This is a genomic window from Streptomyces sp. NPDC097640 (assembly GCF_040302705.1).
Taxonomy (GTDB): Bacteria; Actinomycetota; Actinomycetes; order Streptomycetales; family Streptomycetaceae; genus Streptomyces.
In genome coordinates this window covers 96,035-116,082 of record NZ_JBEOSB010000019.1, presented here as the reverse complement: position 1 = coordinate 116,082, position 20,048 = coordinate 96,035, and the positions used below count along the sequence as shown (strand labels likewise).

17 protein-coding genes and 1 pseudogene are annotated in these 20,048 nt (G+C 71.3%); 8 read left to right on the top strand and 10 right to left on the bottom strand.

Annotated features, from left to right (window positions below; translation table 11 throughout):
• The first annotated feature begins 96 nt into the window (after positions 1–96).
• The 5 genes and pseudogenes from ABTY62_RS28145 to ABTY62_RS28125 all read left to right on the top strand — a co-directional run bounded on the left by ABTY62_RS28145 (position 97) and on the right by ABTY62_RS28125 (position 6,614).
• Positions 97–1,530: an MFS transporter gene (locus ABTY62_RS28145; RefSeq protein ID WP_352132199.1), complete on the top strand. Its 1,434-nt coding sequence runs from the start codon at positions 97–99 to the stop codon at positions 1,528–1,530.
• 10 nt (positions 1,531–1,540) lie between these two features.
• Positions 1,541–2,445, top strand: a pseudogene (locus tag ABTY62_RS28140) (triphosphoribosyl-dephospho-CoA synthase).
• A 149-nt stretch (positions 2,446–2,594) separates the two neighbouring features.
• On the top strand, positions 2,595–4,922 hold the full coding sequence (locus ABTY62_RS28135; RefSeq protein WP_352132198.1) for a glycosyl hydrolase family 95 catalytic domain-containing protein: 2,328 nt from the start codon (positions 2,595–2,597) through the stop codon (positions 4,920–4,922).
• A 183-nt stretch (positions 4,923–5,105) separates the two neighbouring features.
• Positions 5,106–5,975, top strand: a complete 870-nt coding sequence (locus ABTY62_RS28130) for an SAM-dependent methyltransferase (protein WP_352132197.1) — start codon at positions 5,106–5,108, stop codon at positions 5,973–5,975.
• 147 nt (positions 5,976–6,122) lie between these two features.
• Entirely contained in the window at positions 6,123–6,614 is a 492-nt protein-coding gene (locus ABTY62_RS28125) for a hypothetical protein (protein WP_352132196.1), read from the top strand.
• A 23-nt stretch (positions 6,615–6,637) separates the two neighbouring features.
• On the opposite strand, the gene ABTY62_RS28120 is transcribed toward ABTY62_RS28125, so the two are convergent.
• From ABTY62_RS28120 to ABTY62_RS28105, 4 genes are all read right to left on the bottom strand, one after another.
• Positions 6,638–7,795: an ABC transporter substrate-binding protein gene (locus tag ABTY62_RS28120; protein ID WP_352132195.1), complete on the bottom strand. Its 1,158-nt coding sequence runs from the start codon at positions 7,793–7,795 to the stop codon at positions 6,638–6,640.
• 72 nt (positions 7,796–7,867) lie between these two features.
• Complete coding sequence (locus ABTY62_RS28115) at positions 7,868–8,773, bottom strand: ABC transporter permease (protein ID WP_352132194.1); 906 nt, start codon at positions 8,771–8,773, stop codon at positions 7,868–7,870.
• The gene (locus ABTY62_RS28110; RefSeq protein ID WP_352132193.1) at positions 8,770–9,597 is read right to left on the bottom strand and encodes an ABC transporter ATP-binding protein; all 828 of its coding nucleotides are present in this window, start codon (positions 9,595–9,597) and stop codon (positions 8,770–8,772) included. The genes ABTY62_RS28115 and ABTY62_RS28110 overlap by 4 nt, the downstream gene beginning before the upstream one ends.
• A gap of 71 nt (positions 9,598–9,668) precedes the next feature.
• Positions 9,669–10,628 carry a hypothetical protein gene (locus tag ABTY62_RS28105; RefSeq protein ID WP_352132288.1) on the bottom strand — a complete coding sequence of 320 codons (960 nt, stop codon included), beginning with the start codon at positions 10,626–10,628 and terminating at the stop codon, positions 9,669–9,671.
• Between the two features lie 144 nt (positions 10,629–10,772).
• Here ABTY62_RS28105 and ABTY62_RS28100 point away from each other — a divergent pair, with 144 nt between their 5' ends.
• Positions 10,773–11,375, top strand: coding sequence for a TetR/AcrR family transcriptional regulator (locus ABTY62_RS28100; protein ID WP_352132192.1), 603 nt, complete (start codon positions 10,773–10,775; stop codon positions 11,373–11,375).
• Here ABTY62_RS28100 and ABTY62_RS28095 read toward each other — a convergent pair.
• From ABTY62_RS28095 to ABTY62_RS28080, 4 genes are read right to left on the bottom strand one after another with little or no spacing between them, the layout of a single operon-like run.
• The gene (locus ABTY62_RS28095; RefSeq protein ID WP_352132191.1) at positions 11,321–13,006 is read right to left on the bottom strand and encodes a glycoside hydrolase family 43 protein; all 1,686 of its coding nucleotides are present in this window, start codon (positions 13,004–13,006) and stop codon (positions 11,321–11,323) included. The genes ABTY62_RS28100 and ABTY62_RS28095 overlap by 55 nt on opposite strands.
• A gap of 57 nt (positions 13,007–13,063) precedes the next feature.
• Positions 13,064–13,939, bottom strand: coding sequence for a carbohydrate ABC transporter permease (locus ABTY62_RS28090; protein ID WP_352132190.1), 876 nt, complete (start codon positions 13,937–13,939; stop codon positions 13,064–13,066).
• A gap of 7 nt (positions 13,940–13,946) precedes the next feature.
• Positions 13,947–14,930: a carbohydrate ABC transporter permease gene (locus tag ABTY62_RS28085; RefSeq protein WP_352132189.1), complete on the bottom strand. Its 984-nt coding sequence runs from the start codon at positions 14,928–14,930 to the stop codon at positions 13,947–13,949.
• 4 nt (positions 14,931–14,934) lie between these two features.
• Positions 14,935–16,209, bottom strand: coding sequence for an ABC transporter substrate-binding protein (locus tag ABTY62_RS28080; RefSeq protein ID WP_352132188.1), 1,275 nt, complete (start codon positions 16,207–16,209; stop codon positions 14,935–14,937).
• 308 nt (positions 16,210–16,517) lie between these two features.
• Here ABTY62_RS28080 and ABTY62_RS28075 point away from each other — a divergent pair, with 308 nt between their 5' ends.
• Positions 16,518–18,224 carry an IlvD/Edd family dehydratase gene (locus ABTY62_RS28075; protein ID WP_352132187.1) on the top strand — a complete coding sequence of 569 codons (1,707 nt, stop codon included), beginning with the start codon at positions 16,518–16,520 and terminating at the stop codon, positions 18,222–18,224.
• A gap of 394 nt (positions 18,225–18,618) precedes the next feature.
• On the opposite strand, the gene ABTY62_RS28070 is transcribed toward ABTY62_RS28075, so the two are convergent.
• On the bottom strand, positions 18,619–18,879 hold the full coding sequence (locus ABTY62_RS28070) for a hypothetical protein (RefSeq protein ID WP_352132186.1): 261 nt from the start codon (positions 18,877–18,879) through the stop codon (positions 18,619–18,621).
• Positions 18,880–19,074: 195 nt separating this feature from the next.
• Entirely contained in the window at positions 19,075–19,314 is a 240-nt protein-coding gene (locus ABTY62_RS28065) for a DUF7848 domain-containing protein (RefSeq protein ID WP_352132185.1), read from the bottom strand.
• Positions 19,315–19,499: 185 nt separating this feature from the next.
• On the opposite strand from ABTY62_RS28065, the gene ABTY62_RS28060 reads away from it, so the two are divergent.
• On the top strand, positions 19,500–19,754 hold the full coding sequence (locus tag ABTY62_RS28060) for a hypothetical protein (protein WP_352132184.1): 255 nt from the start codon (positions 19,500–19,502) through the stop codon (positions 19,752–19,754).
• The last annotated feature ends 294 nt before the right edge of the window (positions 19,755–20,048 follow it).

The following is a 20,048-nucleotide window of genomic DNA, read 5'->3' as shown; positions in this document are numbered from 1 at the left end:
CGGCCCGGGGCCGGTCCCTCCCCCGTCCCCCTCACCCCTGCTCTGCCCTGCCCTGAAACCGCTCCGGAAATCGATCCGTTCAAGGAGGCATGGATCATGGACAACACCCCGCGCACCACCGCGCCCCCGCCCACGACGACCACCACCGCCCCGCCCGAGGAGACACCCGCCGACCCGGGCGCGGTACGTCGTGCCGCCTGGGCCGGTCTGATCGGCACCGCCCTGGAACAGTACGACTTCGTCATCTACGGCACCGCCTCGGCCCTGATCTTCAGCGATCTCTTCTTCCCGAATGTGTCGGCCTCCGTCGGCATCCTCGCCAGCTTCAGCACCTACGCGGTCGGCTTCGCCGCCCGGCCGCTCGGCGGGCTGTTCTTCTCCCGCTACGGGGACCGCCTCGGCCGCAAGTGGGTGCTGGTGGCGACGCTGCTGCTGATGGGCGGCTCCACCCTGGCGATCGGCCTGCTGCCGACGTACGGCCAAGTGGGCCTGCTCGCCCCGATCCTGCTGCTGCTCTGCCGCATGGCGCAGGGCTTCGGCGCGGGCGCCGAGCAGTCGGGAGGCGCCACCCTGCTCACCGAGACGGCGGCCACCGGACGGCGCGGCAGACTGGCCTCCCTGGTGATGACCGGGGCCGCGCTGGGCACCGCGCTCGGCGCCGTGGCCTGGATCCTCGCCCAGCGGCTGTCGGAGGACGCCCTGATGAGCTGGGGCTGGCGGCTCGTCTTCGGCAGCAGCCTGCTGGTCACCGTGGCCGCCATGGTCATCCGGCGCAAGCTGCACGAGAGCCCCGTCTTCAAGGAGCTGAAGCAGCAGCACGAGCGGCCCGCGTCACCGGTGAAGGAGGTCTTCCGGCACGGCCGGAAGCCGACCCTCCTGGTGCTCTTCATGAACTTCGGAATCAGCACCCAGTCGTACACGTACCAGGTGTTCATGGCCTCGTACCTGGTGTCCTCGGTGGGCGTGGACAAGGAGTTCGTCCCGGAGGTGCTGCTGCTGGGCGCCCTGTGCGGCGGCGTCGCGGCGGTCTGCTTCGGCACGCTCTCGGACCGCTTCGGGCGGCGCCCCGTGTACTCCCTGATCGTCGGCGCCCTGGTGCTGCTGCCGACCCCCACCTTCGTCGCGCTGAACTCCGGCTCCAAGGTCGCGATCACCGTGGCCATCATCATCGGCTTCATCCTGGCCTGCCAGGGCGCCGTCGGTGTGCAGATGAGCTACTTCCCCGAGCTGTTCGGAAACCGCTACCGCTACGCGGGGGTCACCCTGGGCCGCGAGTTCTCCTCGGTGATCGGCGGCGGGGTCGCGCCCCTGATCTGTTCCGCGCTGGTCACCGCCTTCTCGGGGTCCTGGATCCCGGTGGCCGTCTATATGTCGCTGGTCGCCGTGGTCAGCCTCATCACCACCCGGCTGGCCCCGGAGACCCTGGACCGGGACCTCAACACCCCGCTCGACAGCACCGATCCGGCCGGGTCCGCCCCGCACAGCGCGCGCACAGAAAGGACCCATCTCTCCGACAGTTTGGCCGACTAGCGTCGCGGCCATGTCGGAACACCACTCGGCAAGCCCCGCGGCCCGCCCCGCGGGCGGATCCCCGGCCGCGACGGACGACGCCCTGGCGCGGGCCGCCGTGCGGGCCCTGGTCGCGCAGGCGGAGCTGACGCCCAAGCCCGGCCTCGCCGACGCCCGCGATCTCCAGGCCCGTTCGACCGGCACGGACCTGCTGGCGCTGCGCTGGTCGGCCAAGGCGCTGGCGCCCGCGTTCGCCGCCATGGCGGCGGCCGCCCGCCGTCCCGGCACACCGGCGCGGGCGCTCCGCGAGGAGTTGGGCGCGATCGGCCGGGGAGCCGAGTGGACGATGTCCCGGGCCTGCGGCGGCCCGGCCGCGGGCCCGCACCGCGGGCGCTCTGGGTGACGGGGCTGCTGGTCGCGGCCGCCGCCCTGGAGCCCGGCGCCCCGCCCCGCGAACTGCCCGCCGCGGCCAAGCGGATCGCGGCCCACCCGGACCGGCGCGCCCCGCGCAGGCCCTCGCCGGGCTCGCATGTCTCGGCCACCTATGGCGCGGCGGGCGCGCGGGGCGAGGCGCGGGCCGGCTTTCCGCATGTACGCCGCGCCCTGGACGCCCTGTCCAGGGCGCGGGGTGCGGGGGCGGCCGAGCCCCAGGCCCGCCTCGACGCGCTGGTCACCGTGATGAGCACGCTCCAGGACACCGGGCCGCTGTACCGCGCGGGCCCGCACGGGCTCAGGCGGGTGCAGGACGGGGCGCGCGCCGTGCTGGAGGCGGGCGGCGCGGCGACGGCCGAGGGTGCGGCCGCCCTGGCCGCGCTGGACGCCGAGCTGCGCGAGCTGGGAGTGGCGCCCCGGGGCAGCGCGGCGGTGCTCGCCGGGGCGCTGTTCCTCGACGGCCTCCCAGCGCCACTGGCCCATCCCTCCAACAGCCCTGTCTGATCGGACCTTTCAGCCACTCATCGCCGCTGCATCCCGTCACCTGCGAATTCACCGCCTCCCTGAATTGCAATAGGTCGGAGGTCTTCCCTACCGCCGAGCCAGCCTGCACTATGCCCGGTAGTTCACAACCAGGTATGGGAGGCATGTACGTGACCTCAGCGACGGGGAACGGAATCTCTCGGCGAGGTGTGATCGGCACGGCCGCCGCCGTCGGGGCCGGGGGCTGGCTGACCGGATCCGGCACGGCGTGGGCCGCGCCCGAAGAAGCCGCCGACCGGCCGGGAACCACGCATGAACGGTTGGTGCGAGCCGCCGCCATGCGCTGGCGCCGGCTGCCGGGCGACTGGAAGGACGGCCCCTTCCTCGGCAACGGCCTGCTCGGCGCGCAGGTCTACCGGGGCGCCGCGCCCAACTCCGTGAAAATCATGGTCAGCCACGGCCAGGTGCAGGACCAACGGCCGCAGTGGCGCGCCCCGTACGGCTTCTCGCGGCTGCCCATCGGCCACTTCGACCTCACGCTCGCCGGCGAGGTCACCGATATCGACTGGACCCTCGATCTCTGGGACGCCGAGCTGCGCGGCACCGTCACCACGACGCGGGGCAGCGTCCGCTTCTCCATGCTGGTGCACAACTCCCGTACCGCGCTGCTGATCTCCACCCGGCCGAGCGCGGGCGAGCGGTCCGCGGCCTGGTCGTTCACCTGGATGCCCGCCATCTCGCCCCGGCAGAAGGACCGGCCCGCGGACTACACGGGCAACCCCGACGCCCGCACCGGCTCCGCGGGCGACACCCACTACGTCCAGCAGCCCCTGGTCGCGGGCGGCGGATGGGCCACCGCCTGGCGCGAGCGGCAGGTGGGCACCGGCCGGCTGCTCGCCGCGCACATCGTCTACCGCTTCCCGGAGGACCTGGACGGGACCACCGAACTGGCCGTCGCGGAGGTGGCCCGTACGCTGGCCGCCGACCCGGACGAGCTGGTGCGCGGCCACCGCGACTGGTGGCACCGCTTCTACCGGCGCAGCCTGCTGTCCGTGCCCGACAAGCGGCTTCAGGACTTCTACTGGATCCAGCTCTACAAGGCCGCCTGCGCCACCCGGGCGGGCGGACCCTCGATGTCCGAGTGGGGGCCGTGGTACCCGGAGACCGGCGGCAGCTGGACCGCGGTCTGGTGGAACCTCAACGTCCAGATCGCCACCTGGCTGATCCAGGGCTCCAACCACCTCGAACTCGACTCGGTCACCTCCACCTTCAAGGACTTCGAGAAGAACCTGCCGCTCTCGGTGCCCCCGGAGTACCAGGACGGTCAGACCTACGCCCTGGCCCACCCCTCCGACTGGACGCTGCGCCCCGGCGCCAAGACCGTCGGCATCCCCGGCACCTCCACCAAGACCGACAACAACGGCAATCTCATCTGGGCCATGCACAACATCTGGCTCAGCTACCGCCACACCATGGATGTGCGGATCGTCCGGGACGTCCTGTACCCGATCCTCGTCAAGGCGGTGAACTTCTACGACCACTTCCTGCACGAGGGCGGCGACGGCAAGCTGCATCTGCCGCTGACCCGGTCGCCCGAGTGGGCGGACGCCGAGGACTGCACCTATGACCTCTCGCTGCTCCGCTGGGGCTGCGCCACCCTCCTGGACTGTCTGCGCGTGCTCCGGACCGACCACCCGCGCGCCGGGCGCTGGCGGGAGATCCTCCGCCGTCTGGTGGACTACCCGCGCGACGCGACCGGGATCATGATCGGCGCGGCCAAGCCGCTCACCGAGTCCCACCGCCACTTCTCGCACATGCTGTGGCTCTATCCGCTGGGCGAGCTGGACTGGGACCGGGCGGGCGACCGGGACATCATGCGCACCACCTTCGACCACTGGGTCAGGGACCGTGCCCTGTGGGCGGGTTACAGCTACGGCGTCGCCTCCTCGATGGCCTCCCGGATGGAACGGCCCGAGGAGGCCCTGGACTTCCTGACCTTCTTCACCGGCGGCAACGTCATCAACAACGCCTGGATGACCGCGAACACCATGTATGTGGAGGGCGGCAACCTCGGCACCGAGAGCCCGCTGACGGCGACCCAGTCGATCCTCGACATGGCCGTACAGAGCCATGGCGGCGTCGTACGGGTCTTCCCCTCCATATCGCGGCGCTGGCCGGACGCCTCCGTCCAGTCCCTGCGCACGCAGGGCGCGTTCCTGGTGGACGCGGACCGCTCGGGCGGCCGGACCCGGTGGGTACGCGTCCACAGCGAGGCGGGCGCGCCGCTGGTGCTGGCGCACGGCATCGAGGGCGCGGTCGACGTACGGGACGGGCGCGGGCGGCGCCTGCGGTACCGGGAGACGGCGCCCGGCCGCGTCGAGATCCCGCTCGGCCGGGACGAGACGGCGGTGGTCGTCCCGCGCGGCACCCACCCCGACCTCGACCCGCGCGAGGTGCCGGCCGTCGGCGACGCCAAGCCGTGGGGGCTGCCCGACTGAGCCGTGACGCGGCCGGCGGGCGCGACAACTTCCTCCTCATTCGGGACAGTTATGCCGGACAGTTATGCCCACCCCGTGAAGGCGCGGGGTGGGCGGGCGGCTTACGATCCTTGCGAAGACGCGGTGCCGCGTCGATCAGCGCCCTGAAGGCCCTGAAACGCCCTGAAATCGAGGAGAACACACGTGACCGCTCAAGGGGTAGCAGCCCAGACCGGAAGCGGACCGGAGCCCCCCAGCACCCCCCTCAACCAGGGCAAACCGCATAGCGCCCGGATGTACGACTACTTCCTGGGCGGCAAGGACAACTACCAGGCCGACCGCCAGGCCGCCGCCAAGGTGCTCACCATGTGGCCGGGCGTCATGACCGCCGCCCGCACCAACCGCGCCTTCATGCACCGCGCGATCCGGTACCTCGCCGCCGAGCAGGGCATCCGCCAGTTCCTCGACATCGGCACCGGCATTCCGACCAGCCCCAACCTCCACGAGGTCGCCCAGTCGGTCGCCCCGGAGTCCCGGATCGTCTACGCCGACAACGACCCGATCGTCCTCGCCCACGCCCAGACCCTGCTCAGCAGCCACCCGCAGGGGCGCACCGCCTACGTCGACGCGAATGTCGCCGAGCCGGACACCGTCCTCAACGCCCCCGAGGTCGGCGAGGTGCTGGATCTGTCCCAGCCCGTCGCCCTGAGCCTGTGCGCGCTGCTGCACTTCGTCCCGGACGAGTGGGACCCGTACGCGATCGTGCAGCGGCTGCTCGAACCGCTCGCCCCTGGCTCGTATCTGGTGCTGAGCCACATCACGCCGGACTTCGACCCCGAGGCCACCCAGCGGACGGTGCAGATCTACCACAGCGGTGGCATCCAGGGGAAAATCCGCACCAGGGCCGAGGTGGAACGGTTCTTCACGGGGCTCGAGCTGGTCGAGCCGGGCATCGAGGTGCCGCACCGCTGGCGCCCCGAACTCGCGGCCCCGGACGCCGGGACGGGCACCGGCGATGTGACCGACGAAGAGGTGTCCTTCTGGGTGGGCGTCGCCCGCAAGCCGGCCTCCTGACCCGCCGGGTCGCATCCGGTTCGCACCCGGCCGCCTGGGCGGCCGGGGCGCTTGCCTTCTGAAGATCCCTGCGCGTCAATGAGCCCGATGACCGACCGGGCGTCCGAGACGTCCGGAGACGCCGACACGGATCGGACGGGACGAGCGATGAGACGTACCACTCCCGGGTTACGCGCCACGGCCACCGCCGCCGCCTGCGCGGCGCTCCTCGCGGGGGCCGTGGCGCTCGCGCCCGCAGCGGTGGCCGTGTCGCCGGACACCGCCACGGCCCCGTACGACTGCGGCACGCTCGGCGCCGTGGAGGTCACCCTCCACGCCGCCCAGAACGGCACCAGGGCCACCATCACGCCGGGCTCTCCGGACCTGACCGCCCCGGTCGCGATCCCGGCGAACGCCATCTCCGCCACCCTGCGGTTCGAGAAGAACGGCGGCCCGGACACGACCACGTTCACCAACGCCTCCAGCCCGGCCATCCCCGCGGGTTCCCCGATCCAGTTCACGCTCGTCGGCACGGTGGCGCCCGGCGACAGTCTGGACTCCTACCTGGGCAGCGGCTCGCTGCGCATGACGATCTCGGGCGTCCTGATCACCTGCAACGCACTGGCCAGGCAGTCGCCGGGCCCGTTCGTCTTCGACTGACGCCCGGCCCCATGACTTACGGCTTACGGCTTGTGGCCGACCGCCTCCGCGTAGAACGAGCGGTCCACGACCCGGTCCTCGGGCAGCGGGTCGCCCTCGGTCACCCCGGCCGCGGCGTAGGCCTTCTGGAGGCGGTCCACCGTGCCCTCGCGGATCTCCCAGTCCATGCGCAGCGACGGCACGGCGGCCAGCGTGTCCGGCTCGGTCCTGAGCGCCTCGCCGAGTTCGTTCACAAACGCCCTGTCCTTCTTGTAGTCCCCGGCGAAGTACGTGTTGACGGTGCGGATGTAGGCGCGGAGAAACGCCACTCCCGCGTTCGGGTCCCCGGTCAGCAGGTCGGGGCCGAAGAGCAGGCCGCCGAGCGGCTCGCCCCTCGGCTGGCCGCCGAGGAAGGCGTAACCGGCGTCGCCGTCCACCTCGCGCCACACCGGGTCGAGCAGCCACGCCGCGTCCACGCCGCCGTTCTTCAGCGAGGTGAGGACCTCGGCGGGGCCGAGCTGCTGGAAGCGGACGCTGTCCACGTCGGCCTGGTGCCGGGCCAGCACCTTCTCCATCGGGTACATGATGACCGAGCCCTTGCCGATCAGGGTGCCGACGGTTCGGTCCTTGAGGCTGACCTCGTCCGCCGACTGGCCCTGCCGCAGCCTGACCCAGAACCCGCTCTTGGAGCCGGGCGCGGGTGAGAAGTTTCCGGCGACCCAGCGGATGTCGAAGCCCTGCCGGATGCCGTTGAGCACCCCGGCCTCCGGCGCCGCGTACTGGACGTCGATGTCGCCCTTGGCCAGCAGGGGCAGCGCGTCGGGGGTGGGCAGCAGCTTCACCTCGACGTCGAGGTTCTCCTTGGTGAACTCGCCCTTGGCCAGGGCGATCTGGAGCGGCGCCAGATACTCGGCGTTCAGGGTGCTGGCGGAGACGACGACCTTCGTCTTCTTCTTGAGCGGTCGCGGCGCGGGCGCGCCGGGTTCGCAGCGGGCGGGCGCGCGGGCCTCGGACCTCTCGGAGGGGTCGGTCCAGCCCTTGGCGCAGCCGGCGACGGGGGTGACCGGCCGGGGCTTGCGCTCGGCGCCGGGGCGCGGCGAGTCGGAGGTCTGGACGTCGCAGGCGGTCAGGGGGGCGAGGACGGCCAGCAGGGTCACGGCCGTGGCCAGGGCGCGGGCGAGGAAGGGTCCGGGTGCTGCCATGGGTGTGCCGCCTTCCGGTTCCGGTGAGGCCGGGGTGAAGTGGGGGTCGGGAACGGGGATCGGGTCCGGCGGTCAGGACTGGGGGCGGCCGCGGTCCCGCGGGGCCCAGGGGGTGAGCCGGCGGCCGACGAGACGTACCAGCTCGGAGAAGACCACGCCGAGGACGGCCACGCAGACGATGCCGACGAACATCACGTCGTTCTGGAACAGCGCCCGTGAGTCGAAGATGAGATGGCCGAGGCCGTCGTCGGCGGCGATCTGTTCGGAGGCGACGATCACCAGGACCGCCACCCCGGCCGCGACCCTCATGCCCACCAGCACCTGCGGCAGCGAGGCGGGCAGCAGGACATGGCGGAACATCTGCCAGGGCCCGGCGCCGAAGACCTGCCCCGCCTCCCGGTACCCCTCGGCCACGCCCATCACGGCCGCCATCGTGGAGATCCAGACGAAGAAGAAGACGGTGGTGGCGACGAGCGCGATCTGCGGGCCCTCGCCGAGGCCGAACATATTGAGGAACACCGGCAGCAGCGCGAGCTTGGGCACGACGTACAGCGCGTCGAGGAGGGGTTCGAGCGCCGCGCGGACGACGCGCACCGCGCCCATCAGCAGCCCGAAGACATAGCCCGCGGCCGTGCCGACCGCATAGCCGGCGATCACCCGCTGGAGCGTGGCCCACACGTCCGGCCACAGCTTGCCGTCGGCGGCGCGCTGCCAGCCGTCGGCCGCGATGGTGGACGGCGCGGGGTAGACCCGGGGGTCGATCCAGTGCCGGTACGCGGCGAGCTGCCACAGCAGGATCAGCGCCGTGGGCACGGCGACGGCCAGGGAGATCTCCAGGGCGAGGCGGCGCCGATGGGCCCGGACCGGGTCGCGCTCCCGGGGCCCGGGGCGCCGCACCAGCACGGTCTCGGCGGGCCCGCCCGAGGACTCACCGGATTCGGCGGCGCTGTCCGCGCCGAGCGCGGTCTCGCTGTTCATGAGCGATTTCCCGCCGCCACCGCCGGCCCGGCGGCCCCGGTGCCCGCCCGCTGGACCTCGCCGCGCAGCAGCTCCCACAGCTCGGACTGGAGCGCGGCGAACTCCGGGGAGCGGCGCAGCCGCCCGGTGCGCGGGCGCTCGAACGGCGGGCGCCGCTCGGCGATCACCCGGCCCGGCCTGGCCGACATCACCACCACCCGGTCCCCGAGCACGATCGCCTCCTCCAGGCTGTGGGTGACGAACAGCGCGGTGGTGCGGGTCGCCTGGCACACCGCGAGCAGCTCGTCCTGGAGGATGGTGCGCAGCTGGGCGTCGAGCGCGGCGAACGGCTCGTCCATGAGCAGCAGTTCCGGCTCCACGGCGAGCGCGCGGGCGATGGCGACACGCTGCCGCATGCCGCCGGACAGCGCGGCCGGATAGGCGTCGGCGAAGTCGGCGAGGCCCAGCCGGTCCAGCCAGTCCCGGGCCCGCGCGTCGGCGGCCCTGCGCGGCACCCGCTGGACGTCGAGGCCGAAGCGGACGTTGGCGAGCACGGTCTTCCAGTCGTAGATCCCGTAGTCCTGCGGGATCATCGCGGCCGGGTGGCGCCGGCCCGCGCGCACCTCGACCTCGCCCGCGCTGGGGCGGACGAGCCCGGCGACGATGCGCAGCAAGGTGGACTTGCCGCAGCCGGACGGGCCGACGATGCAGCAGAACTCTCCGTGGCGGACATCCAGGTCGAGTGGCCCGAGCGCGTGCACCCGCTCGCCCGAGTGCCCGAACGTGCGGGTCACCGCGCGGGCGCGCACCTTCGGCGCGGCCGTGGGTGTGGTGTGCGGTTCCACCCCGTGTCTCCTCCCGCTGTTTCCCAAGAGAAGATATGACGGCCCGTCAGATTCAGACAAGAGCCGGGACGTCACCGTCCCGGCGCGATGACCAGAACCGGCTCGGTGACCGTGAGCGGCTCCGCCGGGATGATCACCTTCGCCGGCATGAGCGGCTCGGTGGCCGGGCGCGCCTCCGGGAGCGGCTCCGGGAGCGGCTCCGGGGGCGGCGGCTCGGCGGCCGTCCGGTGCGCGGCGCGGGTGAGCAGCACCACGCCGCGCCCGGCCACCACGGCGCCCAGGCCGGCCAGGGCGACCCCGGCGGGGCCGCCGTGGACGCGCTCGCCGAGCAGGGCGAGTCCGATGGCCGCGGCGGCGAGCGGGTTGGCGAGGGTCAGGACGGCCAGGGGCCCGCCGAGGCCGCCGGTGTAGGCGGTCTGGGACAGCAGCAGCCCGGCCACGGCGAAGCCCGCGACGAGCCCGCCCACGACCGCGAACCGCCAGGTCAGGGCCAGTCCCGCGACCGTCAGGGTCTGGGTGAGCGCCGACGCGGCCCCGGAGGTGAGCCCGGAGGCGGCCGCGTGGCCGAGCCCCCGGCCGCGACGGCCGAGGGTGAGCAGTGCGGCCAGGGCCAGCACGACGGCGGCGATGGCGAGCGCGGCGACGGTGCCGAGCGTGGCGTCGGGGGCGCTGCCGCGCGCGGTGAGCGGCAGCAGGGCGCCGAGGCCGACGAGGGTGAGCGCGGTGCCGCGCCACTCGTCCGGGGTGGCGCGCCGCCCGGCGGCCCGGGCGCCGAGCGGTACGGCGGCGACGAGCGTGAGCGCGCCGAGGGGCTGGACGAGGGTGAGCGGCCCGAACTTCAGCGCCGCCACATGGAGCAGGGCCGCGCCGGAGTTGAGTCCGACGGTCGACCACCAGGCGCCCTGTGCCAGCAGTCGCCGCAGGCCGCCGCGGCCGGTGCGGGCGGCCAGGCGCTCCTGCGCGACTGCCGCGGTCGCGTAGGCGACGGCCGACAGGAGTGCGAGCGCGACGGCTATGAGGGTGGCGTTCACGGCATGACCCGGGCCCTTTGTGTTGACGTACATGCGATACATCCGCGTATCGATACGCCAGTGTATCGGCACAGAGGCGTATCGATACGCTCGTGTACCGTGTGTTGTGCCGCACAGTCACAGCGGGAGGAGAGTGCCGGGCCCATGGCATCGCCCACGACGGCGGACACCCCACGCCGCTCCAAGATCAGCGCCGAGCGCCAGCAGGAGATCTTCGACGCCGTCCTCGCCCTGCTGACCGAGGGCGGCTATGAGGCCCTCACCTTCGAGGGGGTCGCGGCCAGGGCCCGGGCGAGCAGGTCCACCCTCTACCGCCAGTGGAAGAGCAAGCCGCAGCTGGTCGCCGCCGCGCTGCGCCGCTGCGACCGGCGCATGGCGCTGGACGGCATCGACACCGGCACCCTCGTCGGCGATCTGCGCGAGACGGCGAGCGTCGTCGGGCGGATGTGCCACTCGGACACCACCCTGCTGTACGCGCTGGGCCATGCCGCGCTCAACGACCCGAGCCTGCTCCAGGCGCTACACGACGCCCTGTTCTCCCGGGAGGTCTCGGTGATCGCGGCCATGGTCCGGCGCGCGGTCGAGCGCGGCGAGATCCCGGCCGACTGCGCGGCGGCCGAGTTCGTCCCCGCCCAGCTGTTCGGTGTGATGCGGGTCAGACCGCTGCTGGACGGGGAGCCCGTCGACCGCGACTACCTCCTCCGCTTCCTCGACGCGTCGGTCTTCCCCGCGCTCGGGCTGTCCTGACCCGCCCCGTCCTGACCCGCCCCGTCCTCAGCTGCCCCGTCCTCACCCATGTCGCGCAGCTCGAACCAGTCGAAGTCCGCCACGGCCCGGGTGCCGCCCAGGTCCTGGACGCAGACCCCGACGAAAGCGCCGGTGAACCGCAGCCGCTTCCCGTAGTCGTCGGAGAGCCTGGTCGCCTCCAGCACCGGGCCGACGTCCTGCCAGGACACCCCGTCCGGCGAGGCGGCGAAGCGCAGCTCCGGGCCGTCGAAGCGGGCGCGCAGATGCACCAGCGGCCAGTCGTCCACATCGAGTTCGGAGTGGGGCAGCTCGCCGTACGCGCCGTCGTCGGTGAGGACGACGCCGACCACCCGGCCCCTGCCCTCCACATGGGTCAGCCGCAGGTAGTAGTGGGTGGTGGTGTCGTACCAGCAGATCAGGCCCGCGAGCTGGCTGAAATGGGAGGGGCGGAAGTCGACGACCGTCGTGGCCTCGCAGCGCACCGAGGTCAGACGCCGGGCGAGCAGGCTCTGGTCGTAGCGGGAGTGCGGGCTCTGGCGGCCGCGCAGCCGCAGATGGCCGGGGCGTTCGGTCAGGCTCAGCCACTGGGGGTTCGCGGGGGCCCGCAGGGTGTTCCAGTACGGGGCGAGGGTGGGCGCGTCGAAGTCGTCGCGGGCGGGCGGGACGGGCACCGGGGCCGGTGCGGCGCCCCGGGGGGCGGCCACCTCCAGGCTCGGCAGACGGCCGCCGTCCGCGAGCCGCAGCCAGCCGTCGTCGGTCCACGCCACCCGCTGGAGGCAGGTCTCCCGGCCGAGCACACAGCGGTCCCCGTCCCGGGTGCGCACCGGGCGCGAGGCCAGGTGTGCGAGAAACCACTCCCCCTCGGCCGTGCGCACCAGCTCGCCGTGGCCGGCCTTCTGAAGCGGCCACTCGGGGGCGTCGCGGGTGGTCATCAGGGAGCCCGCCGGGTCGAGTTCATACGGCCCGGCCAGCTCGCGCGAGCGGGCCATCAGGATGCCGTGGTTCCAGCCGGTGCCCCCCTCGGCGAGCATCAGGTAGTACCAGCCGTCGCGGCGGTAGACATTGGGCCCCTCGATCAGCACCTCGTGGGTGAGGATCGTGCGCGGGGCGCCGATCAGGGCCTGCTTCCCGGGGTCGTACTCCTGGAGCAGGATGCCCGCGAAGGCGGGGTGTCCGTCGCGCGGGTCCCACTGGATGTTGAGCAGCCAGGTGCGCCCGTCCTCGTCGTGGAAGAGGGAGGGGTCGAAGCCGGAGGAATTGAGGAACACCGGCTCCGACCACGGGCCGGAGATGTCCGGGGCGGTGACGAGATAGTTGTCGACGTCCTTGTAGGGGTGTCCGATGGTGCGCACGATGCTGTACACCAGCCAGAACCGGCCGTCGTGGTACGAGAGCGAGGGCGCCCACACCCCGGCCGAGTCCGGGATTCCGCGCAGGTCGAGAAGGTCGGCGCGGTCCAGGATGTGGCCGGCCGGCTCCCAGTGGACGAGGTCGGTGGAGCGGTGCACGGGTACGCCCGGGAACCACTCGAAGGTGGAGGTGGCGAGGAAGTAGTCCGCACCGACGCGCACGATGCTGGGGTCCGGGTGGAATCCGGGCAGCACGGGGTTGCGGATGTGGCCCGCGGTCATGCAGGTCCTTTCGTACGACTTGGGAAACCCGCCGCCGGGCGGCGGTCCCGGGGGTGGTCAGCCCTTGACGGCGCCCTGCATCACACCGGCGACGATCTGCCGGGACAGCAGGAGGAAGACGAACAGCAGGGGCAGCACGCCGATGGCGGCGCCGGACAGGATGAGCGTGTAGTCCAGGGCATAGCCGCTGGCCAGCGAGGACAGCGCGGTCTGCACGGTCGGGGTGACCGAGGGGTCCAGGACGATCAGCGGCCACATGAAGTCGTTCCAGGTGGCCATGAAGGTGAACATGGCGAGCACGGCGGCCTGCGGGCGGATCGCGGGGAGCGCCACATGCCAGAACACGCCGAGTGTGGAGCAGCCGTCGACGCGGGCGGCCTCGACCAGCTCGTACGGCACGGACTCGTCGCAGGCCTGCCGCATCCAGAAGACGGCGAAGGCGTTGACGAGGGCCGGGACGATGACGGCCTTCAGCGTGGCGATCCAGCCGAGTTCCCCCATCAGCATATAGAGCGGGATCATGCCCAGCTGGGTGGGGAGCATCGCGGTGATCACCACCGCGACGAAGAGGGCGTTGCGCCCCCGGAACGGCAGTTTGGCGAAGGCGAATCCGGCGAGCGAGGACAACAGGACACAGCACACCGTGACCGTGGTGGAGATGATCAGCGAGTTGCGCAGGGCCAGCCAGAAGTCGACGGTGTCGTAGACGCGCTGGATGTTGTGGAGCAGGTTGCCACCGGGGGTGAGGGTGAGCAGCGAGTCGCCGATCGCCGAGTTGTCGCGGGTGGGCAGGATGAAGGAGTAGTAGAGCGGGAAGACGGAGGAGGCGAGCACCGCCACGAGCGTGGCGTAGACGAGGAATCCGGGGCGCCGGCCGCCGTCGGAACCGGCGCGCCGGCGGCGGCCGGTCGTGGGGTGGGTGGCGAGGGCCATGACGGCATCAGTCCTTCGAGGCGATGCGCCGCGACAGCGCGTAGTTGATGCCGGAGACGACGGCGATGAGCAGGAACATCACCCAGGCGAGGGTGGCCGCGTAGCCCGCGTTGAACTCGCGGAAGCCCTTTTCGTAGAGGTACATCATCAGCGTCTGGAACTGCCGGTCGCTGCCGCCGGTGCCGTCGGTGCCCTGGACGTCGAAGAGCTGGGGCTCGGTGAAGGTCTGCATGGCGCCGATGGTCGACATGACGACGGAGAAGATGATGGTGGGGCGGATGGAGGGCACGGTGATCGACCAGAACACGCGCCGCGGGGAGGCGCCGTCGAGCATCGCGGCCTCGTTGAGTTCGCGCGGCACCCCCTGCATGGCGGCGAGGAAGATCAGCGCGTAGTAGCCGGCCCAGCGCCAGATGATGATGGTGGCGACGGCGGGGATCGCGGTCCAGCGGTTGGCCTGCCAGTCGACCCGGTCGATGCCGACCAGGCTCAGCACATCGTTGACGATGCCCGTGTGGAAGCCGTAGAGCTGCGCGAACACCAGGCTGACGGCGACCACGGACACGATGTGCGGCAGCACCACCCCGGCCCGCCAGACGGCGCTGGCGTTCAGTTTCCGGTTGAGCACACTCGCCAGCCACAGCGCCACGGCCAGTTGCACACCGGTGCCGAGCACCAGCAGCAGGGCGGTGTTGAGCAGCGCGTTCCAGAAGTACTCGTCGGCGAACAGGGACTGGTAGTTGTGGAGCCCGGTCCAGCCCTGGTCGCCCTCGATGATCGCCCACTTGTGGAAGGAGATCCAGCCGGTGTACAGCAGCGGCCAGACCGCGAAGGCACCGAAGATCACGAAGAACGGGGCGATGAAGAGATACGGGGTGTAGCGCAGGTCGAAGCGGGTCAGTCGGGATCGCCAGGTGCGGCGTGGGGGGCGGCGCCCCGGGGCGGCGGCCGTGGTGGCCTCCGCCCCCGGGCGGGTCTCGGTGACCGTCATCAGGTCAGTCCCCCGCGACCTTCTTCGCGTCGGAGACGGCCTGGTTCCAGGCGTCCTCCGGCTTCTGATTGCCCTGTTCGACGCGGAGCAGCGCGTTCATGAAGGCGGTGGCCACGTCGCTGTCCTTGGTGCCGCGGTAGATGGGCTCCATCTTGTCGACGGCCTCGGCGAAGATCTTGCCGGTGGGGGCGTCGGAGAAGTACGCGTCCTTCTTCGCCTGCACCGCGGGGTCGTTGTAGACCGAAGGGTGGCTGGAGAGATAGCCCTTGGCGAGGAACAGCCTCTTCTGGACCTTGGACGAGGTCAGCCACCGGGCAAGCTCGACCGCTTCCTTGGTGTGCTTGGTCTGCTTGGGCACCAGCAGATAGGAGCCGCCCCAGTTGCCGCCCTGCGGGGCCGCGGCCACCGACCACTTGCCCGAGTTGTCGGCGCCGGAGGCCTCCTTGGTGCGGTCGAGCTTCCAGGCGGGACAGACAGCGGTTGCTGCCTTGCCGGTCTTCAGGGCGTTGGCCATTTCCGGGGTGAAGGGCGGATAGCCGCCGCTGACCTTGCGCACGGACATGTTCGCGGCGGTCAGGAAGTCCTGCTCGAGGGAGGTGTTCCGGTCGGCCATGAAAGAGTCGTCGGATTCCGCGAAGAACGTCTCCTTGTGCTGGTTCTCCATCCCGACCCAGATGTCCCCGGTATTGGCGGTGAAGGAGGCGTCCTGCACCTTGGACCGGAATTTGTCACCGGTTTCGGTGAACTTGGCCCAGGTGGGCCAGAGTTGGCCGACCTGCTCGGGGTCGGTGGGCAGCCCGGCCTTCTTGAACAGGTCGGTGCGGTAGCAGATGCCGAGCCCGCCGAGGTCGGTGCGCAGGCCCATCAGGTACTTGCCGTTCTCGACCGTGCCGTAGTCGTACGCCCACTGCACCCACGGGTCGTCGGTGTTGTTGACGCCGTGGTCGGCGAGGTTGACGAAGCGCTGGTGGCTCGGCTTGAACTTGCCGATGGTGTCGTCGCCGAGGCCCACCACGTCGGAGGCGCCGCGGTTCGCCGCGAGCTGGGTGACCAGCTTCTTCGGCAGGTCGTCGACGAGCACCTCGCGGATCTTGATGCCGGGGTGGCTCTTCTCGTACTCCTTGTAGAGGTCCCGGTATCCGTAGTCGACCTGAGTGGTCACGGTCAGCGTTATCTTGCCATCCGAGTCGCCCGCGCCGCTCCCGCAGCCCGAAGCCGTGAGGGCCATGACCGTGGCTGTGGCCGCCACCCAAACCCTCCGGCCGGCGTGGTACTTCATGCCCTCACCTCTCTGCTTCCGTGTTCGGCATTGCCGCCCTTGCGAGTTCGGCATTTCGAAAGTTTCGGCGCTCGACCGCGCGGCGGAGCCGCATATCGAAAAGGTCCGTGGATTCTTCTGTCCGGCGCGCCGTGTCCAGGCGGGCTCAATGTAGGAACCGGTTGTCATGCGGTCAATGTTTCGGTCGCGTAAGCGGCGCTATTCGAAACTTTCGGTGCTCATGGACCGGCCGGAGAGCCATGACGGGCGGGCCCTGCGGGGAAGGTGTTACTCACACGGATCTTCGTCGACAGATCGGAACGGTTCGTATGAGTGGCACGACTCGGTCGCAGCAGTGGTACGCGGGCGACTCCCGCGACGCCTTCATCCACCGCGCCTGGATGCGCCGCGGGCTCCCCGACCACGCCTTCGACGGGCGGCCGCAGATCGTCATCTGCAACACCTGGTCGGATCTCACCCCCTGCAACAGCCACTTCCGGGAGATAGCCGAGCATGTCAAACGGGGTGTGTGGGAGTCCGGAGGGGTGCCGCTGGAGCTGCCGGTGCCATCACTCGGCGAGACCCTGCTGCGCCCGACCGCGATGTTCTTCCGCGACCTCGCCGCGATGGTGGTCGAGGAGCTCATCCGGGGCAACCCGGTGGACGGCGTCGTCCTGCTCGGCGGCTGCGACAAGACGGTTCCCTCGCTGCTCCTGGGCGCCGCCTCGGTGGATCTGCCCACGCTGATGGTGACCGGCGGCCCCATGCTCAACGGCTCCTGGAAGGGGCGCGCGCTGGGCTGTGGCACCGGGGTCTGGGAGATGAGCGAGGAGGTACGGGCCGGCCGGATGCCGCGCTCGGACCTGCGGCGCGCGGAGTCGGCGATGATCCGCAGCCGCGGGCACTGCAACACCATGGGCACCGCGTCCACGATGGCCTGCGTCGCCGAGGCGCTGGGCATGACGCTGCCCGGGAACGCGGGGCTCCCGGCGCCGGACAGCCGGCTGCTCGAGCTGTCGCACGCGGCGGGCAACCGCATCGTCGAGATGGTCGCCGAGGACCTCCGCCCCAGCGCCGTGCTGACCCGCGAGGCCCTGCTGAACGCGGTGCGCGCGGTGGCCGCCATCGGCGGGTCCACCAACGCCGTCGTCCATCTGCTGGCCCTCGCCCGCCGGGTCGGCGCGGACTTCGGACTGGACGACATCGACCGCGCGGGCCGCGACATCCCGCTGCTCGCCGATGTGCAGCCCGCCGGGTCCCACCTCATGGAGGACTTCCACCGGGCCGGCGGCCTGGACGCGGTGCTCGGGCAGATCAGGGACCATCTCGAGGAGAGCGTCACCGTCTCCGGGCGCCCCCTGACCGATCAGATCTCCGGCCGCTCCAGCACCGACCTGGACGTCATCCGCACCGCGGACGAGCCGATCGCGCCCCAGGCCGGGCTCGCCGTGCTCCGCGGCAACCTCTGTCCCGACGGCGCGGTCATCAAGCCCGCGGCCGCGACGCCGGAGTTGCTGCGCCACCGGGGCCGCGCCGTGGTGTTCGACGGCATCGAGGACTTCCACGCCCGGATCGACGACCCCGAGCTCGCGGTGGACGCGTCCGACGTGCTGGTCCTGCGGGGGTGCGGCCCCCGCGGTTACCCGGGCATGCCCGAAGTGGGGAACATGCCGCTGCCCCGGAAGGTGCTGGAGACCGGCGTGCGGGACATGGTCCGGATCAGCGACGCCCGGATGAGCGGCACCGCCTTCGGCACCGTGGTGCTGCACATCGCCCCGGAGTCCGCGGCGGGCGGGCCGCTGGGGCTGGTCCGTACGGGCGACTGGATCGAGCTGGACGTGGAGCGGCGCGTGCTGCGGCTGGACGTGCCGGACGAGGAGCTCGCCGCGCGGCAGCCCGTGACGGCCGCCGCCCCGCCCGCGGAGAGCGGCTGGGAGCGCGTCTACCGCGAACACGTCGAACAGGCCGACCAGGGCGCCGGGCTGGACTTCCTCGCCGGAACCCGCGGTTCCTTCGTCGCGCGGGAGTCGCACTGACCACCCTCGCACCGCGGTGAGCGGAGCCTGGGCCCTGTCTCCCCGATCTCTGCGGATCAGCCCGCAGCGTCTGGTGCGTGCGATCGCAAGGCGGAGGGTCGCGTGATGCGTACTTACGTACCGAGCATCGTAGCTGGTCAGCGGGCAGAAGATAGCCCCGCCCACGCGCCACGGGGGCAGCGCACGGACGGGGCATGGCCGGTGACGCCCTTACCGCGTGGTGCGCGGCACTCAAGTGAAGGGGCGGACCGGGGCGGGAGCCTCAAACGCGTCCGCTCGGCGTGGGCACGTCTGCCCATCGGGCTCGGGGCTTGTCCGGTCGGGAGCGCCACCGGTCCCGCACGGCCGGAGGGGGAAAGCATGCATCCCCGGCCGTGCGGGCGTCATCAGCGGGTCAGCCGGTGTCCTGGCCGGTGCCGATGAGGTAGCCACCGAGTGCGGCGCACACGAGGAACGTGGTCAGCGCCAGCGACCCGGCGAATCGCCCCAGCCACGCCACGGAGCACCGCCGGCAAGCTCCCCAGAGTCCGGGGGCGCGGTGCGTGACGGGCGCCCGGTCGGCGGTGCTGACACTGCGGGCCGGGGGCGTGGCTGTGCCGTGTCCGTCCAGGGTGGTGTGCACAGCGTCGACGCGCCAGTGGCGCTCGACGGTCACGAGGAACTGACCGTGATTCAGCCCGTGTTGCTGGGTGTGGAGGATGGCGCCAGCGCGCGACGGGATCGGGGTTGCTGTCCACCCGCCCCGAGGTGGCGGGGCATGTCATGCACTCGGCGAGATAGACGCCGTCCGGCGCTCCCTGCGCGCGTTCGGCGCTGAGCACCAGGTCCGAGCCTTTCAGGATGGTTCGCGTCACTGCCACGCTCCCGGCTCGAACCGGCAGGGGCGGGTGATGATCTCCCGATAGGTGTAGTGCTCCGGGTTCGCCTTCAGGTGGCTGGTCGCCCACGCGTGTGCGGCGGCCTGGTCTTCGCTGGGCTCCCCGGTCTGCTCGCACACTGCGCCCTGCATGACGTACGTGATGGGCTCGGCGTCCGGCTCGGTATCGAGGATAAGCTGGAATTCACGGAAGCGGTAGGTGGCCCGGGTCATGCCCGCCCCCTTCCTGCGTGAGCGGCGCCCTTGCTGTGGTCGGGGTGTCGCCTCAGTAACACGGCACAGTCGGTGACCTTGCTCAGGTCCCCGCTCCTTGCGCGCCGCTTCCTTCTCCCGCTCCAAGCGGGCGCACTCCGCAAGCAGTTCCTCAGCTGGAAAAGTCACTCAGGCGTGAAGACGGCGTGCAGGTGGGCTATCAAAGCATCTATGCTGCCCGCCTATTGCACGCGTTCCTGAATCTTGACGCTTGGCGCGATGCTGTAGAACTAGCCGAAACCATCATTCCAACAATCGCGGAAATCGCTTCCGCGCGAACGCTGACGCTGCTAGGTCTTGCCGCCCAGCAGGGTGAACAAATCACCAGTGCCCCGAGCGGCCTACGTGATGCACTGCATCATATGTGTATGGCGATAAGCGATGACCCGTACAAGCTCTGAGATGCGCTACTCAGGCATTATCGTACTCGAAGTGATGTCACGAGTAAGAGAGCCCCGTACCAGCCCGGGAAGAGCTGGCGCGGGGGTGGGGTTGGTCACCTCACGGCGCGGTCGTCTCGGTCGGCATGGTCTCGGATCTGCGATTGCCCAGAATCCGCGAGCGCCGAATACCGGCGCCGCAACGGGGTGCCAGCCTCGTCAGCCGGAGGAATATCCGGGGTAGCGCTGCCCCGGTTATCAGCCCCAGGCCGTCGCTCTTGTTGTGCCGTCAGCGCTGGTCGCTAGGTTTGAGCA

Coding starts and splice junctions, on each gene's coding strand:
- ABTY62_RS28115 (WP_352132194.1), bottom strand. CDS start 8,773: ATGAACAGCGAGACCGCGCTCGGCGCGGACAGCGCCGCCGAATCCGGT.
- ABTY62_RS28095 (WP_352132191.1), bottom strand. CDS start 13,006: ATGACCGCGGGCCACATCCGCAACCCCGTGCTGCCCGGATTCCACCCG.
- ABTY62_RS28120 (WP_352132195.1), bottom strand. CDS start 7,795: ATGGCAGCACCCGGACCCTTCCTCGCCCGCGCCCTGGCCACGGCCGTG.
- ABTY62_RS28080 (WP_352132188.1), bottom strand. CDS start 16,209: ATGAAGTACCACGCCGGCCGGAGGGTTTGGGTGGCGGCCACAGCCACG.
- ABTY62_RS28125 (WP_352132196.1), top strand. CDS start 6,123: ATGAGACGTACCACTCCCGGGTTACGCGCCACGGCCACCGCCGCCGCC.
- ABTY62_RS28065 (WP_352132185.1), bottom strand. CDS start 19,314: ATGACCCGGGCCACCTACCGCTTCCGTGAATTCCAGCTTATCCTCGAT.
- ABTY62_RS28075 (WP_352132187.1), top strand. CDS start 16,518: ATGAGTGGCACGACTCGGTCGCAGCAGTGGTACGCGGGCGACTCCCGC.
- ABTY62_RS28100 (WP_352132192.1), top strand. CDS start 10,773: ATGGCATCGCCCACGACGGCGGACACCCCACGCCGCTCCAAGATCAGC.
- ABTY62_RS28145 (WP_352132199.1), top strand. CDS start 97: ATGGACAACACCCCGCGCACCACCGCGCCCCCGCCCACGACGACCACC.
- ABTY62_RS28090 (WP_352132190.1), bottom strand. CDS start 13,939: ATGGCCCTCGCCACCCACCCCACGACCGGCCGCCGCCGGCGCGCCGGT.
- ABTY62_RS28085 (WP_352132189.1), bottom strand. CDS start 14,930: ATGACGGTCACCGAGACCCGCCCGGGGGCGGAGGCCACCACGGCCGCC.